General features: G+C 65.0%; 25 protein-coding genes. 14 read left to right on the forward strand and 11 right to left on the reverse strand.

Annotated features, from left to right (window positions below; genetic code table 11):
* Positions 1–107: 107 nt before the first annotated feature.
* Complete coding sequence (locus tag ABEJ63_RS10220) at positions 108–455, reverse strand: hypothetical protein (RefSeq protein ID WP_375796267.1); 348 nt, start codon at positions 453–455, stop codon at positions 108–110.
* 108 nt (positions 456–563) lie between these two features.
* Between ABEJ63_RS10220 and ABEJ63_RS10225 the strand changes: the two genes are divergently transcribed.
* The 3 genes from ABEJ63_RS10225 to ABEJ63_RS10235 are packed head-to-tail and all read left to right on the forward strand — an operon-like array spanning position 564 to position 3,860.
* On the forward strand, positions 564–1,688 hold the full coding sequence (locus tag ABEJ63_RS10225; RefSeq protein ID WP_375796268.1) for a tRNA (guanine(26)-N(2))-dimethyltransferase: 1,125 nt from the start codon (positions 564–566) through the stop codon (positions 1,686–1,688).
* A 37-nt stretch (positions 1,689–1,725) separates the two neighbouring features.
* Entirely contained in the window at positions 1,726–2,967 is a 1,242-nt protein-coding gene (locus tag ABEJ63_RS10230; RefSeq protein ID WP_375796269.1) for a YihY/virulence factor BrkB family protein, read from the forward strand.
* Complete coding sequence (locus ABEJ63_RS10235; protein ID WP_375796270.1) at positions 2,964–3,860, forward strand: phosphatase PAP2 family protein; 897 nt, start codon at positions 2,964–2,966, stop codon at positions 3,858–3,860. Before ABEJ63_RS10230 ends, ABEJ63_RS10235 begins: the two co-directional genes overlap by 4 nt.
* An 88-nt stretch (positions 3,861–3,948) precedes the next feature.
* Here the strand turns inward: ABEJ63_RS10235 and glnA are convergent, their stop codons facing one another.
* The gene (gene glnA / locus ABEJ63_RS10240; protein WP_375796271.1) at positions 3,949–5,307 is read right to left on the reverse strand and encodes a type I glutamate--ammonia ligase; all 1,359 of its coding nucleotides are present in this window, start codon (positions 5,305–5,307) and stop codon (positions 3,949–3,951) included.
* A gap of 127 nt (positions 5,308–5,434) precedes the next feature.
* Between glnA and lrp the strand changes: the two genes are divergently transcribed.
* Positions 5,435–5,887 (forward strand): HTH-type transcriptional regulator Lrp, encoded by a 453-nt coding sequence (gene lrp / locus ABEJ63_RS10245; RefSeq protein WP_375796272.1) that lies wholly within the window; start codon positions 5,435–5,437, stop codon positions 5,885–5,887.
* 530 nt (positions 5,888–6,417) lie between these two features.
* Here the strand turns inward: lrp and ABEJ63_RS10250 are convergent.
* Together ABEJ63_RS10250 and ABEJ63_RS10255 are read right to left on the reverse strand one after the other, a co-directional pair.
* Positions 6,418–6,795, reverse strand: coding sequence for a DUF6276 family protein (locus ABEJ63_RS10250; protein ID WP_375796273.1), 378 nt, complete (start codon positions 6,793–6,795; stop codon positions 6,418–6,420).
* 38 nt (positions 6,796–6,833) lie between these two features.
* A complete protein-coding gene (locus tag ABEJ63_RS10255; protein WP_375796274.1) occupies positions 6,834–7,664 on the reverse strand; it encodes a hypothetical protein in 831 nt (276 codons plus the stop codon).
* Positions 7,665–7,756: 92 nt separating this feature from the next.
* On the opposite strand from ABEJ63_RS10255, the gene ABEJ63_RS10260 reads away from it, so the two are divergent.
* Entirely contained in the window at positions 7,757–7,897 is a 141-nt protein-coding gene (locus tag ABEJ63_RS10260; protein WP_375796275.1) for a hypothetical protein, read from the forward strand.
* Here the strand turns inward: ABEJ63_RS10260 and argS are convergent, their stop codons facing one another.
* The gene (gene argS / locus ABEJ63_RS10265) at positions 7,898–9,637 is read right to left on the reverse strand and encodes an arginine--tRNA ligase (RefSeq protein ID WP_375796276.1); all 1,740 of its coding nucleotides are present in this window, start codon (positions 9,635–9,637) and stop codon (positions 7,898–7,900) included.
* A gap of 97 nt (positions 9,638–9,734) precedes the next feature.
* On the opposite strand from argS, the gene twy1 reads away from it, so the two are divergent.
* The 4 genes from twy1 (at position 9,735) to ABEJ63_RS10285 (ending at position 13,150) form a co-directional block, all read left to right on the forward strand.
* A complete protein-coding gene (gene twy1, locus ABEJ63_RS10270) occupies positions 9,735–10,703 on the forward strand; it encodes a 4-demethylwyosine synthase TYW1 (protein WP_375796277.1) in 969 nt (322 codons plus the stop codon).
* 123 nt (positions 10,704–10,826) lie between these two features.
* Positions 10,827–11,525, forward strand: a complete 699-nt coding sequence (locus ABEJ63_RS10275; RefSeq protein WP_375796278.1) for a DUF120 domain-containing protein — start codon at positions 10,827–10,829, stop codon at positions 11,523–11,525.
* Positions 11,509–12,186, forward strand: a complete 678-nt coding sequence (gene ribB, locus ABEJ63_RS10280) for a 3,4-dihydroxy-2-butanone-4-phosphate synthase (protein ID WP_375796279.1) — start codon at positions 11,509–11,511, stop codon at positions 12,184–12,186. The genes ABEJ63_RS10275 and ribB overlap by 17 nt, the downstream gene beginning before the upstream one ends.
* A gap of 25 nt (positions 12,187–12,211) precedes the next feature.
* Positions 12,212–13,150: a branched-chain amino acid transaminase gene (locus tag ABEJ63_RS10285; protein WP_375796280.1), complete on the forward strand. Its 939-nt coding sequence runs from the start codon at positions 12,212–12,214 to the stop codon at positions 13,148–13,150.
* 7 nt (positions 13,151–13,157) lie between these two features.
* On the opposite strand, the gene hisH is transcribed toward ABEJ63_RS10285, so the two are convergent.
* The gene (gene hisH / locus ABEJ63_RS10290) at positions 13,158–13,796 is read right to left on the reverse strand and encodes an imidazole glycerol phosphate synthase subunit HisH (protein ID WP_375796281.1); all 639 of its coding nucleotides are present in this window, start codon (positions 13,794–13,796) and stop codon (positions 13,158–13,160) included.
* A 115-nt stretch (positions 13,797–13,911) separates the two neighbouring features.
* Between hisH and ABEJ63_RS10295 the strand changes: the two genes are divergently transcribed.
* The 3 genes from ABEJ63_RS10295 to ABEJ63_RS10305 are packed head-to-tail and all read left to right on the forward strand — an operon-like array spanning position 13,912 to position 16,782.
* The gene (locus tag ABEJ63_RS10295) at positions 13,912–14,892 is read left to right on the forward strand and encodes a phosphate/phosphite/phosphonate ABC transporter substrate-binding protein (RefSeq protein ID WP_375796282.1); all 981 of its coding nucleotides are present in this window, start codon (positions 13,912–13,914) and stop codon (positions 14,890–14,892) included.
* 52 nt (positions 14,893–14,944) lie between these two features.
* Positions 14,945–15,733 (forward strand): phosphonate ABC transporter ATP-binding protein, encoded by a 789-nt coding sequence (locus ABEJ63_RS10300; protein WP_375796283.1) that lies wholly within the window; start codon positions 14,945–14,947, stop codon positions 15,731–15,733.
* Positions 15,730–16,782 (forward strand): phosphate/phosphonate ABC transporter permease, encoded by a 1,053-nt coding sequence (locus ABEJ63_RS10305; RefSeq protein ID WP_375796284.1) that lies wholly within the window; start codon positions 15,730–15,732, stop codon positions 16,780–16,782. The genes ABEJ63_RS10300 and ABEJ63_RS10305 overlap by 4 nt, the downstream gene beginning before the upstream one ends.
* Here the strand turns inward: ABEJ63_RS10305 and ABEJ63_RS10310 are convergent.
* The 3 genes from ABEJ63_RS10310 to ABEJ63_RS10320 are packed head-to-tail and all read right to left on the reverse strand — an operon-like array spanning position 16,779 to position 18,162.
* Positions 16,779–17,372 (reverse strand): uracil-DNA glycosylase family protein, encoded by a 594-nt coding sequence (locus tag ABEJ63_RS10310; RefSeq protein WP_375796285.1) that lies wholly within the window; start codon positions 17,370–17,372, stop codon positions 16,779–16,781. The two genes, ABEJ63_RS10305 and ABEJ63_RS10310, sit on opposite strands and share 4 nt — an antisense overlap.
* 22 nt (positions 17,373–17,394) lie before the next feature.
* Positions 17,395–17,955, reverse strand: a complete 561-nt coding sequence (locus ABEJ63_RS10315) for a DUF99 family protein (RefSeq protein ID WP_375796286.1) — start codon at positions 17,953–17,955, stop codon at positions 17,395–17,397.
* A 3-nt stretch (positions 17,956–17,958) separates the two neighbouring features.
* A complete protein-coding gene (locus tag ABEJ63_RS10320) occupies positions 17,959–18,162 on the reverse strand; it encodes a DUF5786 family protein (RefSeq protein ID WP_375796311.1) in 204 nt (67 codons plus the stop codon).
* 84 nt (positions 18,163–18,246) lie between these two features.
* Here ABEJ63_RS10320 and ABEJ63_RS10325 point away from each other — a divergent pair, with 84 nt between their 5' ends.
* Positions 18,247–18,855, forward strand: coding sequence for an MBL fold metallo-hydrolase (locus ABEJ63_RS10325; RefSeq protein ID WP_375796287.1), 609 nt, complete (start codon positions 18,247–18,249; stop codon positions 18,853–18,855).
* A 45-nt stretch (positions 18,856–18,900) separates the two neighbouring features.
* Positions 18,901–19,965: an aldo/keto reductase gene (locus ABEJ63_RS10330; protein WP_375796288.1), complete on the forward strand. Its 1,065-nt coding sequence runs from the start codon at positions 18,901–18,903 to the stop codon at positions 19,963–19,965.
* Here the strand turns inward: ABEJ63_RS10330 and ABEJ63_RS10335 are convergent, their stop codons facing one another.
* Both ABEJ63_RS10335 and ABEJ63_RS10340 read right to left on the reverse strand, forming a co-directional pair.
* Positions 19,966–21,930, reverse strand: coding sequence for a heme-binding protein (locus ABEJ63_RS10335; protein ID WP_375796289.1), 1,965 nt, complete (start codon positions 21,928–21,930; stop codon positions 19,966–19,968). It lies immediately after the preceding gene.
* 48 nt (positions 21,931–21,978) lie between these two features.
* The gene (locus ABEJ63_RS10340) at positions 21,979–23,763 is read right to left on the reverse strand and encodes a site-2 protease family protein (RefSeq protein WP_375796290.1); all 1,785 of its coding nucleotides are present in this window, start codon (positions 23,761–23,763) and stop codon (positions 21,979–21,981) included.
* Positions 23,764–23,829 lie beyond the last annotated feature (66 nt).

Here is a 23,829-nt window from a genome sequence, read left to right on the forward strand (position 1 = left end):
TGCGCGAGTGAGAAGCGCCGCAGTTCGGCCGGTCACACCGTCGGCCGACGGCGGACAGCTGCAGTGATAGCGCGGAGAAAGCCCACAATATCAGTTGTGAGGGGCACTCAGAGGAACTCTCGTACCTCGGAGTACCACATATCGTGACGGTCGACCCGATCGACTCGTTGGGCGACGGCCACCGCGATGGCGTGCCAGCACCGCTCAGTCGGGTCGTCGTCATCGAGGTTGTACTGGGCGTCACGACACCGGCAAGCGCCGTCCTCGACGACGTGCTCCTCAGAGTGGCCGACGACGACGGTGAAGTCGTTGTACTCTTTCACTCGCTCTTCGGCGACGGCCTCGATTGCGCGGGCGCCCCGTTCGCCGTGAGTGGCGAGGATACGGTCGACTATCTCGGGGGTGAGTTCGCCCGCCTCCGCAAGGGCGGTCTGCCACTCCTCGACCGCGTTCACGGACGCCGATTCTCGGGGCCGGTGCAAAAGGGTTCGGTGACTGCAGGGGCCGACGCCATCCGGGACGGTATCCGTATGGCTTTTCGCCGGCCATGCGCGACGTGGTGTATGGAACTGACGGAAGGAGGCGTACGGTTAACAGTGCCGGAGGTCCGGCACGGCGCCAGCGAAGGGGCTGGCGAGGGGGTGTTTTTTAATCCTGCGCAGGAACTCAACCGCGATCTTACTGTCGCCGTTCTCCGGACGTGGGCCGACCGAGGGTACGAAGACGGTGGCGGCCGACGGGGAACGTATCTCGATGCGACGTGCGCCTCCGGCGTCAGGGGGGTGCGAGCCGCCGCCGAGGGGTGGGATGTGACGTGCACCGACGTGGATGAGACGGCAGTCAAGCTGGCAGCGGAGAACCTCGAACGAAACGGGCTTGACGGCAACTGCGAACAGGTCGACGCCAAGCCGCACCTCTACCAACACCACTACAATGTGGTCGATCTCGATCCGTTCGGCACGCCGGCACCGTTCCTCGACGCGGCGTTCAACGGAACGACAGAGCTGCTCTGTGTGACCGCCACCGACACCGCACCACTGTGTGGTGCCCACTTCGAGAGCGGTGTCCGCAAATATGCCACCGTCCCCCGGAACACAGAGTTCCACCCGGAGATGGGCGTGCGCGTGCTACTGTCGGCGTGCATCCGGGCAGCCGCTCGCTACGACGTGGCCGCAACGCCAGTGTTCACCCATGCGACGAGCCACTACGTTCGCACGTACCTCGCGGTGACGTCGGGCGCACAGGCGGCCGACGAGCGCATCGGCGAGCTTGGCTACGTCGACTGGTGCCGCGACTGCTACTGGCGCGACCACGAGCGCGGGCTCATCGCTGCCCCAACGGACTCGTGTCCCAACTGCGGGACCGGGACGACAACGGCCGGGCCGCTGTGGCTCGGGGCGACCCACGACCGTGCGTTCGCGGCCGCAGTCGGCGAGCGGGTCGACGAGTCGATGGGCGAGGCGACGAAGGCAAAGCGGCTCTGTGACCGACTTGCTGACGAACGCCACGACCCAACCCACTACGACCAACACGAACTATCGGGGAACTGGGGCGTATCAGCCGTCGCGATGGAGGAGTTCCTCGGCCGACTCCGGGCGGCAGGCCACCCCGCCTCGCGCACCCACTACGGCGGGACGACGTTCAAGACGCCGGCGTCGGTCGCCGAAATCAAGACCGCAGTGATATGACCCCGTCCCTTTTGTGGCCCGTCGCCGAACCGGGCACGTGAACCGCCGCATAACGCGGCTCGGCGGCGTCGTGCGGGCAGTCGTCGTCGCAGTCCAGTCTGACCGGATAACCTTCATCGCTGCCAGTCTCGCCTACTACGCATTCATCTCGCTGCTGCCCTTGCTGTTGTTAGCGCTGGTGGCAGCAAGCGTCTTCGGTGGGCCAGCGTTGGCGGCACGACTCGGGCGCACGGCGGCGGCGTCGCTTGGTCCCGAGGCTGGGACGCTCGTCGAGAGCGCGCTCCGAAACGCGGCCGGCCGTGGCGGCGCTACCGTCGCCGGGACGCTCGTCCTGCTGTGGTCGGGACTGAAGCTGTTCCGCGGGCTCGATGTCGCCTTCTCGACGGTCTACGGCACCGCCGCTGACCAGACGTTCCTCAACCAACTCCGCGACGGCGGCGTTACACTTGTCGGCGTCGCGCTTGCCGTCGCTGCCACCATCGCGCTGGGCGTTGCAACGGCGCGCATTGATCGGGTAATTGTCGGCATCGATATCGCAAACGTCCTCGGGTCGATTGGCTTGCTCATCGGGCTCGTCTGCGTATTCCTCCCGCTCTATTACGTTCTCTCGGGTGGCGACGTTGGCATCGGTGAGGCGCTGCCGGGCGCCGTGTTCGCCGCGTTGGGCTGGACTGCTCTCCAAGTCGGCTTCCGGGTGTATGCCGGCGCGGCCGGCAGTTACGAGGCGTACGGCGTCCTCGGCGGCGTACTCTTGCTCATCACGTTCCTCTACTTTGGCGGGCTGGTGTTGCTCGTGGGGGTTGTGCTCAACGCGGTGCTCGCCGACCGGCTCGACGGGACAGCCGATCTCGAGGCGACCAGCCCGAACCAGCCGGGCTTATCATCCGGCGGCTCCATCCCTCCTGACGTGCCAGACGACGACACGGACGCGGAACTGCGGGCGCTCCGGCGACAGCTCGCCGAGGTGGAGCGGCGGGTCGACGAACGGACGGTCCCGCGGGAGCGGCTTGAGCGCGAGCTGAAGCGATACGTCCGCGCGCGGCTCCGCCGCGGCAAGGCCCGCGGCTGGGGACCGTACCTCGTGCTCCTGTACGGGACGGTGATGACGCTGGGCGCGTTCTACCTTCTATCGGGCGGCTGGGCGATACTCGCGATGCTTGTGGTCTGGCTGTCGACACTCGGGCTGTACGCGCTGATGGTGCTTGTCGGCGCCGGTGTCTCTGCAGTCGGCCTTCCCGGTCGATTCCGTGACTGGCTCTCGGAGTTCCGAGACGGATGAGCCACGGCATCGGCGTGACCGCCGCGCTCCGCGAGGTGCCGGACGCGGTCCTCGTCGTGTTCGTCCTCGTGACCCAGTTGGGTGATGTGTGGTTTTATCTGTCGGCGCTGGTGGTGGCGTACGCGTTCGCGGACGCGCTCCCGCGGGTCGGCGCCGGGGTGCGCCGCGAGCGGGTCGCGTTCGTTGTCGCCGTTGCCGTCGGTGCTGTCGCGCTCACCGCGTGGTTGAAGCTGCTGTTTGCACATCCACGCCCGCCAGGAGCCGGTCAGGCCCGCGAACTCGTGTGGCTTCCCGACCTCCTCGTGCCGCTGTGGGAGGAGGCCGCAACGGGCGACGGGTTCGCACTCCCGTCGGGCCACGCGACTGGGAGCGCCGCCATCTACGGCGCCGCGGCGCTGGCGCTGAAAATCGGACGGCGACGCATACGTTACGCCGCCGCTGCATGCATTGTCGGGCTGGTTGCACTCTCCCGAGTTGTCATCGGTGTCCACTATATTGGTGATGTCGTCGCTGGTGTCGTTGTCGGGAGCGGCTACCTCGCGGGCGTCTGGCTACTCACCGGCGGGCAGCGGGTGAAGCGAGCCTTCTCGCTGGCTACGCTTGTCGCGCTTGGGGCGGCCGCGACTCATTTCGGCGTCGAGACGGCCGCAGCGCTGGGGGCGGCGCTTGGCGGCCGCATCGGCTGGACAATCGTCGGCGGCCGGCTCCCTGTCGGACCGACCACACGCCGCGAAGGAGCCGTCGCGACACTGGTCGGCCTCGGTCTCGGAGGGGCGCTCCTTACGTTCGGACTCGCGGGCGAGACGGCCGCAGTCGGGTTTCTTACGAATGCGCTCGCTGTTGCCGCAGTGCTCTCCGGGCCACTGGTCGCGGCCCGACTGACCCGCGGGTGACCTGGATTGCAGGGGCAGGCAGGGTGCTCGTGGGTACCGTGGCTCATTGAGCACGGTCGCGCCGAAAGAAAAGCGGTTGACTGGCCGGTTAGAACTTCTCGAGGTAGCGGTCCAGCTCCCACTGAGAGACGTCGACGAGGTAGTCCTCGAATTCGGACTCCTTTGCTTCGATGAACTTCTCGCTGACGTGGGGGCCAAGTGCGTCAAGGACGACCTCGTCGTTCTTGAGCGCGTCGACGGCCTCACCGAGGTTCGTTGGGAGCGTGTCGATACCGTACTCCTCCCGCTTCTGTTCGTCGAACTCGTAGATGTTCTCCCGGACTGGGTCGGGACACTCGAGATCCTGCTCGATACCGTCGAGCCCGGCGTGGATAAGCACGGCAAAGGCGAGGTACGGGTTACACGACGGGTCGGGGAACCGTGCCTCGATGCGGGAGGCCGCCGGGACGCGTGCGGCGGGCTTGCGGATGAGTGCCGAGCGATTCCGGTCGGACCAGGCGACGTAGACAGGCGCCTCGTAGCCAGGGACGAGCCGCTTGTAGGAGTTCACCGTTGGGTCAGTGACGGCTGCGAGCGCGGGCGCGTGCTCGAGAACCCCTGCGAGGAAACTGTGGGCCGTCTCACTCAGGTTGAACTCATCGGCCTCGTCATGGAACGCGTTCTCGCCGTCCTCGGTGAACAGCGAAATGTGGGTGTGCATCCCGGAGCCATTGATGCGCGGGATGGGTTTGGGCATGAACGTCGCGTGGAGGTCATGCTGAGCTGCGATGGCGCGCACCACCGTCCGGAATGTATTGACATTGTCTGCCGTCGAAAGCGCGTCGTCGTACTCGAAGTTGATTTCGTGTTGCCCCTGTGCCACCTCGTGGTGGGACGCCTCCACGTCCAGCCCCATCTCTTCAAGGCCGTAGATAATGTCCCGGCGCACGTCGGAGGCGAGGTCCTTCGGCGCCATGTCGAAGTACCCCCCCGCGTCGTTCGTCTTCGTTGTCGCGCGGCCATCCTCGTCTTCCTCGAAGAGGAAGAACTCCGGCTCCGGCGCGACGTTGACTGTAAAGCCGTGCTCTTGGGCCCGGTCAAGGGCGTTCTTTAGCACCCGCCGCGGGTCGCCCTCGAACGGCTCACCAGTCGAGGTATTGATAACGTCACAGATGAGCCGGGCAGAGCGGCCGTCCCGCCACGGCAACACTGCGTATGTACTCGGATCGGGTTTCAACCGCATGTCCGACTCCTGGATACGAACGAACCCCTCAATGGAGGAGCCGTCGAAGTAGATGCCCTCGGTGAACGCCTTCTCTGCCTGCTCAGCAGGGATAGAGACGTTCTTCGCCGTGCCGAGGATATCCGTGAACTGGAGCCGTAGGAATTCCACGCCCTCCTCGTCTATCTCGTCCAGTACGCGCTGTGCCTCCGCCGAAAGACCACCGTCGGGTTGTTCCGCTGTCATCGTTCGAGACACGTATTTCGTACATCCCGAATACTAAAACCCTATCTATCCTCGCAAAAGCCACCACGCTTGACTCGAAACTGAATATTCGTAAAGTTATAGTGCATGGCGAGCGAGGGTGGCTGTAATGACGTACGAAAACCTCGACCGGAAGTTAGTGAACGCACTCCTGCGGGACGGCCGAGCGTCGCTGCGCTCGCTCGCGGAGGAACTCGATGTGAGCGTTACTACGGTGTCGAACCATATCTCCGATCTTGAGGAACAGGGTATCATTGACGGGTACACGCCTGTCGTCGACTACGGCGAACTCGGCTACGATGTCACCGCCATTATTCAGCTGAAGTGCGAGGGCTCGGCGCTGACGGACATCACCGACCGACTGCGCGAACACAAACAGATGACCTCGGTCTACGAGGTGACCGGCGACCACGACATTATCGCCATCGGGAAATTCACCGATACGGACCACATGAACGAACAGATCAAGGAGCTGCTTGTCGACCCGGACATCAAGGAGTCGAACACGAGCGTCGTGCTCAACGCCGTCGTCGAGAACCAACAGTTCGAACTGGACGTCTGACACATATCGAGCGGACGCCTACCCGTTCACGGGTGGGGCAGAGCGACGGCACGGCCCGCCAGTCCACCGTCGATGACTGTCTGCATCCCCACCGTTTAGTCTGCCGACAGCCGTACGTAGAGGTACGCACGACGGCGAAGATCTGGCAGTTGGGGTGGGGTCTGCCCGCTGGACAACGGCGACCACACCGTTCCCGCGAGGGCGTCCACGCGGCCCGCGAGGGCAAGCAAAACGCACCCCTACGCCGGCGTGGGACGCACCGCCATCCGCGGCGGTGCGTCGGGCCGATGGCCCGGCCTGCGGCCCGGTGCGCAACCGGGGGCGACGGTCGCTGGGCGTGGATACGGCCCGCGAGGGCGAACACGCCAGCCCCCATCCGGGGCCAACCCAGACACCCGCAAACCGGAGTACCCGCGAGGAGAGCGTTGCCACCGGGTGGAGCATCACCGGGATGTCCACCGCGCGTGGAAGCCCACCCCTTCAGGGGTGGGAGGAGGTCAATGCCAGAGCCACTCGCTTGGTCGACTCGATTAGAGCAGTTGTTCGAGTTGTCGTCGTCGTCCGTCGGCGTCGAAGTGAAGCTGGAGATTCCCCTGTGCGGCGAGCCGGTCGAGCACCAAAAGCGGATCGACTCCTGCTGCTTCCACTGCACTGAGCAATGCTTCGATATCCCGGCGATTGAGTGCCAGCGAATCAAGCTTGCCGAGCGCCAGCGCCATCGCCGCGCCGGCTGTCCCATCGGGAAACTCCTCGGAAACCGATGAAAAGTCCGGCTCGCCACCGGCCTCGGCCGGCTCGGCGGCGAGACACCGTGTGCATGTAGCCGCGTGGTCAGTATCCACGTACTCGCGGAGGTCGAACGGCACCTCGTAGCGCACCATCGGCCCACCGCAACGCGTACAGTCCATACAGTTGTGATGGGGCCGGTGGGCAAGTGCGTTCGGACTCATTCGCCCGTCGGGTACCGGAGCAGCGCGCCAACGCCGTCGAATGCCGCGTGAAACCGCTCGCCGCAATCAGCCGCAGGCGTCACCAGGGTCGGGTCTCCACCATGGCGGTCGGCTAGAGCGAGTAGGTGGGTAACAGCCTCGGCTGGCTCGGCCCGCTCACCATTGGCTACTGCCCCACAGACGGGACAGTCGCGATCAGGCGTTGGTTCGTCGGACGCGATGAGCGTATGCGTCTCGTGGCCTTCGGGACAGTCATAAACGGCGACATCGGCCACCAGTCGCTCAGAGATGAGGAGCTGCTCGACGGCGCCGACGGTGAGTTCCCGTCGGGTCGGTCGGAATCCTGCGACTGCCGTCCCGTCGCCGTTGCGTCGGGCAAACAGGTCAGCAAGCAGCGCGGCGTCGCGCTCGGGGGTTGGGTCGGGACACATCGCGAGCAGCGGGTCGATACGGAACCGTTGGTCTCGCTCGACCCGAAGCGACGGGACAGACGCAGGGAGAACGTCGAGCGTCCAGACGCGAGCCTCATCAAGCACGCCCGCCGCGAGTACGAGCCCGTTTACCGGGACAGTATCGTACTCGCGGAGGTGGTCGCGAAGCGCCGCGAGCGCCTCTCTGACGGCCGTCTGAGTCGTTGATGTGTTGATGTCGGCGGCCGCAGCATACTCGCGGGTGAGTCTGCCGGCAATCTCGTGGACAGGCGTCTCGGGAGGGACCGTGACGGTGACGAGCCGCTCGTCAGGTGTCTCGTGTGCCTGGAGATCGGCAATCACCCGCCGGAGCCGGGCGACACGCCGGAGCGTCTCGGTATCCGGAGAGAGTGACACACGGACGTGTAGTCCGGTTGCGGCGAAGTGTCTGTCGACGACGGCGCTCTCGTTTCGCTAACGTTTACACCCCGGGTGTGTATTCGACCGGTATGGCCGACCCCGAGGACGTCGATTCATCGATTCCGATGTCGTGGATAGTCATCTTCCTGCTGCTGGCGCTCGGACTGGGGGCGGCGGCCGTCCTCCTTGTTGGCGGCAATCTCATCGCGGGAACCATTCTCATCGGATAATCACATGGAATCGGGGGCGGCGACGCCGAGCACGTCGAGGGCGTTCGCCACCGTGTGGCGGGCGGCAGCCACGAGTGCCACCCGGGCGTCACGCACAGCGGGGTCCTCGGCTCCGAGGACAGGACACTCGCGGTAGAAAGCATTGAACGTCTCCGCAAACTCACGGGTAAATGTCGCCACCCGATGGGGCTCAAGTTCGGTCGCCGCCTCGTCAACGACGGCAGGGAACCGCGCGACTGCACGCAACAGGTCGCGCTCAGCGGGGTGAGTCAGCGCGCCGACATCGGCGTTCGTTGGCACCTCACCCGCGTCGGCGAGGATTCCACAACACCGGGCGTGGACGTACTGGACGTATGGCGCCGACTGCGCCTCGAAATCGAGCGCGCGCTCCCATTCGAAGGTGATAGCCTTCGTCGGCTGCTTAGAGACGATGTCGAACCGGACGGCACCGATACCCACCTGCCGGGCGATGCGTCCCACGTCCGGATCGTCGTCGCGTTCACGGCTCTCTAACCGCACCTCTACCTCCTCGCGGGCGCGATCGATAGCCTCGTCGAGCAGGTCGTCAAGGTCGACCCCTGTCCCCGCGCGCGTGGACATCTTCCCATCGGGGAGATTCACATACGAGTAAATGACAGTCTCCAGCCGGTCGGTGTCATGGCCCAGCAGGTCAAGCGTCTCTCGCAGTTGACCGGCCTGGAGTTTGTGGTCCTCGCCGAGGACAGTAACCGCCTGGTCGAAGTTGTTGAATTTCCACTCGTGGTGGGCGATATCGCGGGTAGTGTATAGCGAGGTGCCGTCCGATCGCAAGAACACGAGATTCTTCTCGAAGTTTGGAAGGTCGAGCTGCCAGGCATCTTCCTCGTAGATGGCCTCATCGAGCGCCTGCAGCCGCTCGACGACATCGTCGGTAGAGCCGTCCCGCATGAACCGTGTCTCTTTGACGAACTCGTCGAACGCCGCGGGGAGCCGTGCAAGACACTCTTTCATCCCCGCGAGCACACCGTCGACTACCTCGCTCACCCGCTCGTACGTCGCCTCGTCGCCCGCCTCCAGTCCCTGGAGGATGGCGTCAATTTCGGCTTCCGCGTCCTCAATCGCGTCGGGGGTCGCCTCCGGAAGCTCTCCCTCGAGGAATTCGTTGCCCCTCCGGTAGTAGCGCACGAGGTCGTACTCCGCGCGATCCCGCTCCGGCTCTGGGAGGTCGGACTCGTCGAACCGCTCGTACGCCCATGTGAACACGGCCATCTGCCGGCCAGCGTCGTTGACGTAGTAGTGCCGCTCGACATCGTGCCCGGCGTACTCCAGGAGGTTAGCGACGGCGTCGCCGATGATGGGGTTGCGCGCCCGCCCGACGTGGACCGGACCAGTCGGATTCGCGCTCGTGTGCTCGACGACGATGGACTTGCCAGTCGCGGGGAGCTGGCCGGCGTCGTCTCGGACTGCCAGCGCGCCCGCAAAGTACGGCTCAGCGGGCGTGAAGTTCACATACGGTCCTTGCATTGTGGCGTCGCCGACGTACGTCGCCTCAGAGAGGTCGACGGCCTCGGCCACCTCGGCGGCGACCTGCGGGGGCGGCGCGCCCGCTTCGCTCGCGAGCCGGAAGGCAACCGAGGAAGCCAGCACGGCGTCGACATCCTCGGGCGGCCGCTCGATGCCGAGGTCGTCGGTCGGGTAGCCGCACGCGCGAAGTGCCTCGGCGAGCGCCGTGGTGACTTCCTCGCGGAAGGCGATGAACATACGCGTCGTTCCTGGCGGGCGGTAAAGGGGTTTGCGAACGGACGCCGCGCTACGGCAACAGCGACGGGTTTACCCCTGCCCGTCCTGACCCAGGTGTATGAGCGATTCCGGGCCAAAACAGGTGGACGACCCGGACTACCACAATCGGAACCACACCGCTGCACAGACGTGTGGGTGGACGGCAAATGCCCTGCGAGGGGAGGGCCGCTGCTATAAAAACCACTTCTACGGCATCCAGTCGCACCGCTGTATCCAGATGACACCCGTTGTGAAATGTAACGAGCGGTGTGTCTTCTGCTGGCGCGACCATGCAGGTCACGCCTACGAACTCGACGAGGTGGAGTGGGATGACCCAGAGGCGGTCGTCGACGCCTCTATCGATCTCCAGCGGACCCTACTGTCAGGGTTCGGTGGCAACGACGAGGTGCCACGTGACGTCTTCGAGGAGGCGATGGAGCCCCGCCACGTTGCCATCTCGCTGGATGGCGAGCCGACACTGTACCCGTACCTACCGGAACTCATCGAGGCGTTCCACGATCGCGGCATCACGACGTTCCTCGTCTCGAACGGTACCCGGCCCGATGTGCTTCGGCAGTGTGACCCCACCCAGCTGTACGTCTCCGTCGACGCTGCCGACCGCCATACGTTCGATGAGACTGTTGGGGCCGTCGAGGACGACGCCTGGCCGCGGCTGCTTGACACGCTGGACGTGCTCGCCGGCAAGGAGGAAACCCGGACAGTGGTCCGGACGACGCTTGTCGACGGCGTCAACATGCACACCCCCGAGTGGTACGCAACGATGTGCCAGCGCGCGGACGTCGATTTCGTTGAGCTGAAAGCGTACATGTACGTCGGTCACTCGCGTGGCCGACTGGACGACGCGAACATGCCAGATCATGACGCCGTGCGGGCCTTTGCCGAGGAGATGCGTGAGTTCCTCCCCGACCACAATACGCTCCGCGAGGTGCCACAGTCGCGGGTGGTGCTGCTCGCCCGCGAGGAAGACACGTGGGTGCCACATCTGAAGGGAGGCAGTGACTTCTGGGAGACAGACCCGTACGCTTGATCGGCGAAACCCTCATACGCCGGCCGGTCCGAGTATGAGCTGGTCGCGCGCCCGGTTCATCACGATTCTGTTACGCTCCCCACATTCGTTACGCTTATACGGCGACCAGACCAACCCTCGGGTATGCAAGAGCAGACGGCGTCGGTCGGTCCCGACGAACTCGCGACGCTGAAACAGCTGGCGTTGCTTGGCGCAGTCGACGGCCCGGTAACCGTCACGTGCGCGACGCTCGCCGACCGGCTGGACGCCTCGAACCAGACGGCCTCCCGGCGACTCCAGCGACTCGAGGAGGCCGGCGTTGTCGAGCGAGAGTTGCTTGGCGATGGCCAGCGTGTCGTGCTTACGGACGCAGGCGAGCGGACACTACGAGGCGAGTACGAACAGTACCGCCGCATCTTCGAGCGGTCGGCAGCCGTCGAGCTGACGGGACGTGTCACGAGCGGGATGGGGGAGGGCCGCCACTATATTTCCCTGCCTGGCTACATGGAGCAGTTCGTCGACCGACTGGGCTACGAGCCGTTCCCCGGGACACTCAATGTGGAACTCGACGCCGAGAGTGTCGAAGCGCGCGCCCGGATGGACGGGCTCGATCCCGTCCGTATTGACGGCTGGGAGGACGACGAGCGCACGTATGGGCCAGCGTTCTGCTGGCCGGCCACGGTCTCGGCCGCGGGTGGCGAGTTCGAGTCGGCACACGTCATTGCGCCCGAGCGCACCCACCATGGCGCCGATCAGCTCGAGGTCATCGCTCCAGAGAAGCTCCGGGAGACGCTCGATCTTGACGACGATGAGGAGGTGACGGTCAGTGTCACGGCCAGATAGCGCAACGGCTGCCGTCGCCGAGAGCGTCGCGGCGTTTCGTCGCGGCGAGCCCGTCCTGATTCATGATGCCGCCGACCGTGAAGGAGAGACCGACCTCGTCTACCCGGCCCACGCCGTCGACGCGGCCGCAGTGCGTCGCCTCCGAGCGGACGCCGGCGGTCTCGTCTGTGTCGCATTGTCGGATACGGTCGCCGAGGCGTGGGACCTCCCGTTCATGCAGGAGATAGTCGACCATCCCGCTGCGGCTGGCCACGAACTCGCGTACGACGAGCGGTCGTCGTTCTCGCTGTCGGTCAACCACCGCGACACGTTCACGGGGATTACTGATGATGATCGCGCCCTGACCATCGCGCGGCTCGGCGAGGCAGCCCGCGTTCCCGAGTCGATTGACTTCGCCGCCGAGTTCCGGGCGCCCGGCCATGTCCACCTGCTCCGGGCGGCCCCGTCTGCGGGGGACCGGCAAGGCCATACGGAGCTTGCGCTGCTACTGGCCGACGCTGCCGACCAGCCGCTGGCAGCCGTCGTCTGCGAGATGCTCGACGACGAGACGGGTGGTGCACTCTCACCCGAGGACGCCCGTGCGTACGCTCGCCGGCACGGCTTCGCGTACGTCGAAGGGACGGACCTGCTCGCGCGGCTCGCGGAATCCTCGCGGATTTAAGTCGGCGCCAGCCTACGTCCGGCGTATGAGCGCGTTCGAGGAGATGGAAGAAGACGGCGTCATCTGGCAGAACGGCGAGTTTGTCGACTGGGAGAACGCGACGACACACGTGCTCACGCACGGACTCCACTACGGAACAGGTGTCTTCGAGGGGGTGCGCGCGTACGACACCGAACGCGGAACAGCGATTTTCCGGTGGGACGATCATTTAGACCGGTTCTACCAGAGCGGCAAGCCGTACGATCTTGAGATTCCCTTCGACCGCGAGACGCTTACCGACGCGACAGTGGGCGTCCTCAGGCGCAACGAGCTCGAGTCAGCGTATATCCGTCCGATTGCCTTCTACGGATACCACCAGCTCGGTGTCTCGCCGGGCGAGTGTCCCGTCGATGTCGCCATCGCCGCGTGGCCGTGGGGCGCGTACCTCGGTGAGGAGGCTCTTGAGGAGGGAATCGACGTGATGATTTCTTCTTGGCGGAAACACGCCTCCAGCCAAATCCCAACGAACGCCAAGACCACTGGACTGTACGTCAACAGCCTGCTTGCGGGCGAAGAAGCACGGCGCAACGGCTACGCAGAAGCCATCGTCCTTAACAAGGAAGGGAACGTCGCGGAGGGGCCCGGCGAGAACCTATTCATGGTCCGGGATGGCGAGATATTCACCCCAGGCCTGAGCGAATCCATCCTCGACGGCATCACTCGCGACACGGTTATTACACTTGCAGAGGAGCGCGGCTACACTGTCCACGACAACGTCACGATTTCCCGTGGAGAACTCAACACTGCTGACGAACTGTTCTTCACCGGCTCCGCTGCCGAGGTGACGCCAATCCGGAAGGTGGACAATGTCGTCATCGGCGAGGGAACCCGTGGTCCTGTCACCGAGGAGCTACAGAGCGCCTTCTTCGAGGTGGTCGAGCGGCGCACCGACGACCACGACGAGTGGTTCGATTACGTGGCGTAGCGCCGTCTCACCGCTCGCTACAGTAGTCGACGAAGTTCTGCAGGATACGGAGGCCAGTCTCGCCGGACTTCTCAGGGTGGAACTGCGTCCCAAAGACGTTGCCGGCCTCGTTGGCGACGACCGCCGGGAAGTCAACGCCGTAGTCGCTGGTGGCAACGACGGCCGCTTCGTCGTCCGGCCGAGCGTAGTAAGAGTGGACGAAGTAGGCATGTTCGCCGGCTACCCCCTCGACGAGCGGGTGGTCGCGCTGGACAGCGAGTTCGTTCCATCCCATGTGGGGCACCTTTTGCCCCTCGGCAAACCGAACGTTCCGCCCGGGGACAAGCCCCAGCCCCTCGGCGTCACCCTGTCCCTCGCGGTCGGCCTCTTCGCTGCTCGACAGAAGCATCTGCATGCCGAGACAGATACCGAACAGCGGCCGACCCGACGTGGCGTACTCAACGAGCGCGTCTCGAAGCGGCGCGGCGTTCTCCATCCCCTCCGCAAACGCGCCGACGCCCGGGAGCACGACGCCGTCGGCCGCGTCGAACGCGGGCGAGGCGTCGGTCACTGTGACATCCGCGCCGACCCGCTCTAGCCCGCGTGTCACCGACCGGAGGTTGCCCAACCCGTAATCAACGACCACCACCGCCGTCTCGTCGCTCATATTCGGCGGTTGGCGACGCCAGGTCAAGTCGGTTCCGCTATGTTCGGGTCTCGACAGCTATATACCCCGAATCGGTACGTTTTTTATTCTGTTGTGAAATCAGTCACACGTCTGTATGACAGACCGACGTACGTTCCTCAAGACGGCCGGTACCGTGGGGGTCGCTGGACTCGTTGCCGGGTGTAGCGGGAGTAGTGGTGGCAGCGGCGACAGCACGACGGCGACCGAGGAGGGGACGCCGACCGCGACGGAGACACCAGTGCCGTACAACAACGGCGAGGTGAACTTCGTCATGTCACCCTCCGAGCCACAGGAACTGATGGAAAAGCAGTACCAGCCGGTCAAGGAGTATCTCAGCGATGAGACGGGCCTGCCGACGAGCCTGAAGTACGCACGCAACTACAGCGCCGTGCTGCAGGCAATGGGTTCCGGAACGGCCGATATGGCCGAGACCGGTCCGTTCGCGGCCGCCCTTGGTGTGAAAGCCGGCAAGGCCAATATCGCCCTCCAGCGGTACGCCTATGGCTCGTGGGAGTACTCGTCGGTCATCGTCACGAAGACGGGGTCGGACATCAGCAGCCTCGCTGATCTTGAGGGGCGGACCATCGGCTTTGCCGACCGACTGTCGGCATCAGGCGCGCTGTTCCCGCTGTTCATGCTGAAGCAGGCAGGCCTCGATGTGGGCGGCTACCCACAGGAACAGGGGAGCGCCGACTTCGACGCGACGTTCTCGGGGCACGCCCAGGCGTTCGAGCAACTGGCGAACGACCAGGTCGCGGCGGCCGGCGTTGGAAAGTTCATCACGCTCAACGACAACCGCGAGTTGAAAGACGGCTACGAGTACGTGAAGACGTACAGCGGCATTCCGCGTGCACCTATCGTGACGTCGCCAGAGCTGTCCGACGACGAACAGGCTGAACTCGTGAATGCGCTGAAAGATGCTCCCGAGTCGATGTATCTCGGCGCAGACGGTGAGGCCGACACGGAGGATGACCTCTGGTTCAGCGATGTCCGGCCTGCCGACGTCGAGCAGTATCAGCCTGTTATCGACGTGGCCGAGGAGCTAGGTATCGAGACGGATTTCCTCGATTCCTGAGAGGAGCCAAGACCGGGCAACTAAAGGCCGTTTACACAATTCTTGCTGGTACATGCCGGTTGTCTCACTCTCGGACGTGCGGAAGGTCTACGGTGGTGACACCGTCGCACTCGACGGCGTCTCCTTCGATGTCGACCAAGGAGAGTTTGTCGTCGTGCTCGGTCCCTCGGGGGCCGGCAAATCGACACTCCTCCGCGTCCTCAATGGCCTCACGACGCCGACTACCGGCGAGGTCACAATCAACGGCCACCCGCCCGGGGCCGGCTCCGACGTCGGGATGGTGTTTCAGATGCACTACCTCATCGAGTCGATGTCCGCCTATCGGAACGCCCTCACCGGTGCGCTCTCGCGGGCAGGATGGTTGCGGAGCCTGCTAACTGCCTACCGGACCGCTGATAAAGAGGCCGCGCTCCGTGCGCTCGACACGGTCGGCCTTCTCGAAGAATCCGAACAGCGGGCTGGCTCGATGTCGGGGGGCCAGAAACAGCGGGTCGGCATCGCCCGCGCACTCGTCCAGGATCCTGAACTCCTGCTCGCCGACGAGCCTGTCTCGAGTCTCGACCCGAAAGCAGCCCGAGATGTGATGGGCTACATGAAGCGGGCAGCAGAGGAACGGGACCTCACCACCGTTGCCTCTCTACACCAGGTGAACATCGCCCGGGAGTTCGGCGACCGGTTTATCGGTATCCGGGGAGGTCAAGTGATGTTTGACGGCAGCCGTGAGGAACTATCGATGGACGTCGTCGACGACCTCTACTATGGCAAGGACACCGCTGGAGCGTACGCCGACGATGAGCAGACGGTCGATGCCGCGGCGCCCAGCGGGGGTGCAGCCGAATGAACGACGACCGACGAGCGGACGGCGGCACGGCCGAGACACCTGCAGACCCATCTACCGACGGTCAAATCGCTAACACGCTTCAGCGCATCGAACGACGAACGCTATTCCGACGCATCGGCCTACTTTCGCTGCTCGTGAGTATCGCCGCTGCAACGTATTTCGGGCTGGGCTATCTCGCCGGTAGCTCTGTGAGCCAACTGTTCGCTGACCTCGGTCGGCAGATGCCGACGTTTATCGACAGCATCCGTGACTTCCTCTCGCCGAACTTCGTCGACTTCACCGTCTACTCACAGGAGAACGAGCTCAGCGGCTGGCAGGGACTCGTCGGCTCGCTCACGAACCCCGGAACGTTCGTTGCGACGGCAGCGACCGGCTCCAGTGGCCTGCTCGTCTCGGGGGCTATCCTCACGATTGTCATAGGCTTCACTGGGACAGTGTTAGGATTCCCGCTCGCACTCCTCTTCGGCGTACTCGGCTCCGAGCGAGTGACGCCGTTCCCGTTCAATTTCCTTTTCCGCGGGACGATGAGTACTATCCGAGCGGTGCCTGCGCTTGTCTGGGTGCTCATCTACATCCCTCTAGCCTCGATTTCCCCTATCGGCGCGATGCTGGCTATCGCGACAGATACCATCGGCAACCTCGGACGGCTGTTCACTGACGAGCTCGAAGAGATAGATGAGGGCCCAATCGAGGCCATAAGATCGACGGGGGCAAACTGGCCGCAAGTCATCTCTTTCGGTATGCTGTCACAGGTCTCGTCATCGTTCGTCGCCTGGACGCTGTACATCCTCGAAATAAACACCCGTATCGCCATCTCGCTTGGCGTCGTCGGGGCGGGCGGGATCGGCCAGTATATTAATGGCCGAATCGGTCTGCTCCAGTTCGACAAGGCTGTTGCTGGACTCATCATGGTCGTGTTCATCGTCCTCACCGTCGAGTTGACCTCCTCGCGACTTCGGGCCCGGCTTCGCCCAAGCGAACACGACTCGAAGGGATTCCTTGAGGGGCTGCGCGATCTCGCAAACCCGCGCAAGTGGCTCGGCGTTTAGAACTCGCCGAGCCGCGACTGGCCACTGTTGCCGTCGCCCAGCCCCGCAAGGTCGGCTGCCCTGGCGACAGCCCGTTCGAACGTCTCCTGCTGGCTCCGGTCGTATAGGGTCGCCGCCGGATGGACAGAGACGAGTACGCGACACGCCACCTCGTCGACGCGGGCATCGAATGTCTCGCCGGCTGCCTCGGTCACCGAGAGTGATCGTCCAAGCAGGTGCTCGGAGGGCACCTTCCCGAGCGTCACGACCAGCGACGGGTCAAGCCGCTGTAGTTCGGTTGCGAGGAACTCCCGACAGTTGTCGAGTTCCGCGACGTGTGGGTCCCGGTTGTCGGGCGGGCGACACCGTACGCAGTTCGTAATGCGGACATCAGCCCGCGCGAGACCGGCCTTGCGGAGTGCGGCGTCAAGCACGTCGCCCGACCGACCGACGAATGGCTCCCCCTCCGCGTCCTCGTTCGCACCGGGGGCCTCGCCGACAAATACGAGATCAGCGTCCGCTGGTCCGACCCCGTTGACGATGCGCGAGCGCGACTCACACAGCGCTGAACACCGCTCGCAGTCGGTCACCGAAAGTCCGTCCATGCTCATACGCGGAGGAGGGGCCGGGCCCCTATGAATCCGACCGAACGAGGGCATCGCCGGCTCGGGCGGCAAGCCGTGCGACCCGCAGCGGCTCTGGCCGACCGCCCTCTGGGGTGAACACGCGGACGGCCTCGCTCGCGCGGTCGGGCGGACAGCCGACTGCTCGTATCCACAGTTGATTGCCAGCCACACGGAGCTCATGGCGCGGCGGCTGGCGCTCGTAGACTGCGAGTCGGTCGGCCAGCGCGTCGCCATCGAACTCGCGGCGGAGCGCGCCGTCGAGTCCCGGGCTCGACTCGAAGGAGACGGAGATAACCGGGCGGTCGAGGCAGTCAGCGAGGGCGTGGAGGTCAAGCAGGTTGAACCACGCGGGCGCGATGCCGGCGACAAAGAGAAACTGCGCGTCGGGGCGCTCAAGATCGGCGACAAGTCGAACAATAGCGTCAGTCGCGTCAGTGCCGCCGACGGTACAGCGTGTAAACGCTAGCCCGTCGACCGCGCGGTCGCGGCGGAGGACAGCGGCCGCGAGCGTGCTCTCGGCGGAGTCGTACGACTCGGCGACGCCGACGACCCGACCGGGCGCAGCCACCGACTACTCCTCGGCTTCGGCCTCTGCCTGGTCCTCCTTCATCTGCTGGAACTGGTCGAGCAGTTCATCGCTGGACGTCTCTTCAAACTCGAACTCGACCTCCCCATTGTGGTCGTGTTCGGCGGCATTGATGCCGTCCTCGTCTTCGAAGTCCGTGTCGTAGTCCTGATTCTCCTGCTCTGACTCGTCGTAGCTCCCGAAGCCCATGGACATTCGTGACTAACTGGTACGCACGGAAAACTCCTATGTCCGGCCCGCCATCCTCAAGCGGCCGGCCGCCCACCCCCCAACATGGAGCCAATCAACGCCACGGCGGCGGCAGAGACGTTCACCAGCAACGCCTTCCTCGTGCCTGGCGAGCAGCCGACGCTCGTTGACGCCGGAGCGATGGACGGCGTCGCCGATGTCCTTGAGGAGCACGTCAACGACCTCGAGGCCGTCCTGATCACCCACCAAGACGCTGATCACGTCGCCGCACTCAAGGAGGTGGTCGAGGCCTTCGACCCGGCGGTATACGCGTACGCCGACCACGACTACCGCACCCATCAGCTTGCCGACGGTGACCGCGTGCCAGTCGGGAACGAGACGGCAGAGGTCGTGTTCACGCCAGGACACGGCCGTGACCACGTCGCATTCCTGACCGACACGCGGCTGTTCTCGGGGGACGCTGTCGTCTACAATGACGCGGCCTTCGACGACGGCAGCTTCGGCAAGACTGACCGGCCGACGGACGACCGCGAGCGGCTCATCGATTCCATTCGGGAGCTGCTCGACCGGATGGACGAGACCGTCGAAGGGCTGTATGCCGGCCACGGCGACGCCTTCCATGGGGATGTCCAGGCGGTCGTGGAGCGGGCGCTGGAGCGAGCCGAGCGGCGTGAGCCGAAGTATCCCGACTAGCCGCACAACCGTTCCCGCTAAGTGATGGAACCACAAACAGGGGGTATGGATTACCGCGAACTCGGCGATTCGGGGGTCGAGGTGAGCGAGATTGGCTTCGGTGCCTGGGTCGTCGGCACAGACTGGTGGGGTGACCGCGACGAATCGGACGCACTGGCGATGGTCGAGTACGCGCTCGATGCTGGCATCACCTATTTCGACACCGGCGACGTCTACGGGCACGGCCGCTCAGAGGAGCTGCTGGGCGAGGTACTCGCCGAGCGGGGCGATGAGATGACCATCGCCACCAAGGTGGGCTACGACTTCTACAACAACCCGCAGGCAGGCCACGGCGAACTCCCGAAGGAGTATTCTGTCGACTATCTCCGTGAGGCGGTCGACCGCTCGCTCGACCGACTCGGGGTCGACCACGTCGATCACCTACAGCTGCACAACCCAAATGTGGCTGAACTCACCGACGAGGTGCTGGAACTGCTCGACGAACTCCGCGAGGAGGACATTGCCGACGCGATTGGTGTTGCGCTCGGGCCGTCTATCGGCTGGCTTGCCGAAGGGGAGTTCGCCATCGAACGAGAATTCGATGCCGTCCAGTATGTCGGCAATATGCTTGAGCAGGACGTCCATCGCCACTTCGTAGAGACGGTCGCTCGCGAGGATAGCCCGACATCACTAGTTCCGCGGGTTCCGCACTCCTCAGGCCTTCTGAACGAGCAGGTCACGCCTGAGACGGAACTCGACGCCGGCGACCACCGTGGGTTCCGGCCCGACGAGTGGTACGAGACGGGCTGGGAGAAGGTCGACGCGCTTCGGTTCTTGGAGCGGGACGGCGAGCGTACGATGGGACAGGCCGCGCTCGCGTGGCTCCTCTCGTACGACGAGGTTGCGACGGTAACACCGACGTTCCGCTCGACGGCCGACATCGACGAGTGGGCCGCGACGGCGACGGTGCCACCGCTGTCGGACGCGGAGCGCGAACAGGTCGAACAGTTGTACGCGGAGAACTTCGGTGTCGACCGATTCGACGGGATGGAGGCAGAAGACTACCGGACGAGTGTCGACGGCGATGACCTCCGGAAGGCGGGCCTCCTCCCGGAGCGGGCCGCAGACTGACTACGCGAGAAAGACGTGACGCGGCCGGTCGGCCAGCACTTCCCGCCCCCACTGGACCGTTTCGCGAAAGTCGTCTGAACGGAAGAATGCCATCGCATCCTCCTCGCGTTCCCACTGACTGGCGATGAACATGTCGTTCTCGTCGTCGTCGTTTACCATCAGATCCGTCTCAAGATGGCCATCCATCTCCGCGAGCATCTCGCCGACCGTCTCGAAGCGGTCACGGAACTCCTCGCGGTACTCCGGCTTCACCGTGTAGAACATTCCCATCGTGCCGAAGTTCGATCCCTCGCCAGCCCGCCGGACGATACCGGGGAGGTCCGCGAGGTAGTCACCGGCGGTGTCCGCGGCGTCGCGTGTCTCCCACAGCGAGACGACGGCCGCACGGTCGGTGGCCGTCCCTTCGTATAGCGCCGTCCGGACGTGTGTATCGTAGCGGTCGAATCCGCTGGAAAGCGACGCTACCTCCTCACGCACGTCTGCGATGTCCGCCTCCGAGTAAAGCACCATCGCGTAGACATCCTCGCCGTGGGGCTGGCCCGCGTAGATATCGAGATCCGCAAGCGCGCCGCGGATGTCGTCATCGTCGGCGGTGCCCGCGGGATTGGTCGCAGAAGTGGCTCCGTTCACGGCGGCCTCCTGAGACCCGTCAGCTCCGGCAGCGGTCTCATCGTCGGCTGCGCGCTCGGGCGAGCTGTCGGCCGACCCAACGGGCCCGCCGAGCCCCTCACCAACGCCTGGCAGGTCTGCGAGGAAGCCAGAGGCGGTGTTGGCGGCCCGCTCATTTGCCCACAACGAGACGACCGCCGAACGGCCAGACTCCGCGCGTACCGTCGTTACCACGTGCGTATCATAATGATCGAAATTGCCGCGCAAGCCATCCACTTCTTCAACGAGCCGCTCGGCGTCTTCATCGCTGAAGAACAGGAGTCCGTACCCTGCGTCGGGGTGGTCGTCAACATCAATACCGACCCGCCGGAGCGATTCTGCGAGTTCTGCTGCGCTCGTCTCCTCGTGAGACGGTCCACCTGTGTCAGGACGACCGCCGTCGCCGGCGGCTGCGGCTCCGGTGTCGCTTGACGCAGTGCCGTCGTCGGGCTGTGCCGTCGCGACAGCCGTGTCGGTCTGTTCGTCTGTCCCGTCCGTATCTCCAGTCTCGTCTCCCTCGTCGGTCCCATAGGCAGGCAGTGGCTCGCCCGCGAATAAGGCCGAGAGGTGGGCGGGCGCGAACCGGCGGCCGAAGTAGAAGGGGCCGAACTCCGCGTACCGCGACGAAGAGGGGTCGAACCGCATCTCGGCGAGCAGCCGCTTGATAGCCGTCGCGTCGTCGGCGAACAGTGTGACACCCCACTCGTAGTCGTCAAGCCCCATCGAACCAGTGATAATCTGTGTCACCTGGCCGGCGTACTCGCGGCCAACCTCACCGTGGCCAGCAATAAGTTCCCGCCGCTCCTCAATCGGGAGATCGTACCAGTTCTGGTCTGGGCCACGGCGCTTGTCCATCGGGTAGAAGCAGACGTGCTCGGCGTCGGGAATCGACGGATAGAGCCGTTGTTGCATGTACTGGCGGGTACCATCGGACTCGATATTCTCTAGCCCGTCGGCTAACTCCTCCGTCAGGTAGCCAGAGACCTCCGTGACAGACAGATACGAGTAGGTTCGCTCGGTGAACGCCGCGAGGGCGGTCTGCTCGAAGGCCCGCTCGGCGCGATCAAGGTGTGCGGTTGAGGGCCGCAGGTGCAGCAGCATGATATCCGCTTCGTGGCCAGCAACGGTGAAGACAGCCGAACCGCCGGCGTCGGCGTCCTCGAGCGCCTCGTGGGCTTGCAGGAATGCCTCTCCCTCCTCGAGTGCGCGCTCGCGCTCGCGCTCGGTTGCCGCCCGCCACGCGTCCCAGTCGATTCGTCTGAGGTCGTGGAGCGCGTACCACCCCTCCTCCGTAGCCGGTGCTTCGCGTCGGTCCATACCCTGGATAGGCGGTCGGCCCAGAAGGGCGATTCGGTTCGCGGCCAGTCAGCCGAGCAGTTGCGGCCCGAACACCATCAATAGCAGACTGGCGAGCATCAACAGTCCAACGGAGACGGTCACCGCACGAGTGGCAGCGTGCTTGTCGTCGACGGGGAGCCGCGCGACGACAGCCTGCGTTGATGTCCGGAGGATGTGACCGCCATCGAGCGGGAATGCAGGCACGCAGTTGAATTGCCCGATAATGACGTTTATCCAAGCCGTCCAGAAGAGGAGGCTTCCGACCAGTAGCAGGAGGCCGGTGCCGAGGAACGATAGCGGCCCGTCGCCGGCCACGTAGAAATTCTCATAGACGCCGACGAAGCCGGGGAACGGGTGGTCGATGCCAGGGAACGTGACAGCGGCGAAGGGCAGCGATAGCGTCAGGTACGCCCGGGTGAGCGGCCCATCGACGGCGCCGAACCGCGGGTCATTGGTGTCGCCGCCCAGCGCGGCGAGGAACGTCGCGGCGGGGTACTCGTCGATACCGAAGTCGTCGACCGTCATCCCGCTGGTCCCTCGACGGATGCTAACGCCGAGGAAACCGGTTGGTTCCCGGGGGTTGTCGCCTAACCGTACCTCGTAGGTTCGCCGCTCGCCGTCGTGGTAGCCCGTCACGGTGGCCCGCTGGCCGGGCTCTGTGTCGTCAAGCGCCTCGCCGAGTGCCTCGCCGTCGACGATTCGCTGGCCATCGAACCGGGTGATGGTGAATCGTTCGCCGCCCAGTCCGCTAGCGTTCGCCAGCGGCGACTGGCCGCGTTCGGGGGGCGTGACCCGAGTGTACGCACCCGCCGGCGTCGTCGCTGTCTCGCCGTCGGCGGTCGTAATGCGGGCCACCTCGCGGTCGGACAGCGCCGCGCGGAACGCCTGCTCTGTGTGGACGGTAGTGCCGTTGATCGCGACGATAGTGGCATTCACCGGCAGTGGCGCATCGGCAACAGCGCCGGTAACGACCAGTGATCGCTCGACCGTTACCGTCTCGCCGGAGCGCAACTGGACCGCGACTGTCCGGGCATTTGTGCCGGCGAGGGCGGTATCAAGCGCCTCGCCGTCGGCGACGGGCGATCCCTCAACGCCGGTGATGACGTCGCCGCGGTCGATGCCGGCCTGCGCGGCCGCAGCGCCGGGGAGCACGCCTGCGACAGGTACCCCCGAGACGACGGCAATAGAGCCGACGACCGGTCCGAACAGGAGGGCGAAGGCAACGGCGGCGACCGCGAAGTTGTTGGTGACGCCGGCCGCAAACATCCGTGTCTGTGCGCCGCGACTCGCGGCGTCTCGTGATGCCTCGTCGGGTTCGACAAACGCGCCGATGGGGACAAACGCGAGCAGCGCGAGCCCCATCGAATCTACCTCGATATCCTCAACGCGGCACATCAGTCCGTGTCCCCCCTCATGGACGACGAGCCCAACCAGCAGCGCAGCAACAATCTCGACGGCCGCCGACAGCGGGAGAAAGTCGTTGACCCCGGGGATTGCGAGCACGTTGCGCGGCTGTGTAAGCGCGCTTGGCTGAGGGTTCGCAAGTGCCTGCAGGCCGGCGAACAGCACGAGCACGAACGATCCCGCCATCACGACGAGCGCGATGCCGACGCCGAGGTTCCCCCACGCCCGCCAGAGCCGCTTGGGCGCGGCGAGCCGGTCAAGCAGGACTCTCCCCCGCTCCGTATGGAGGGTCGTGATGGGGCCCGACAGCCGAACCCACCGCGGGAGCAAACCACGGCGCTTGACGGCTAGTCCCATCACCGTGTACCCCACCACGGCCGCAAGGACCAGCGTCAGGGTGTCTACCATTGTCGGGAGGAAGAACGGCCCGCGCAAGAGGGTTCCGGGTCCCGGCGCGGGACAGCGCCCTCGCAG

It is taken from the genome of Halosegnis sp. (genome assembly GCF_042216475.1).
Classification (GTDB): Archaea; Halobacteriota; Halobacteria; order Halobacteriales; family Haloarculaceae; genus Halosegnis.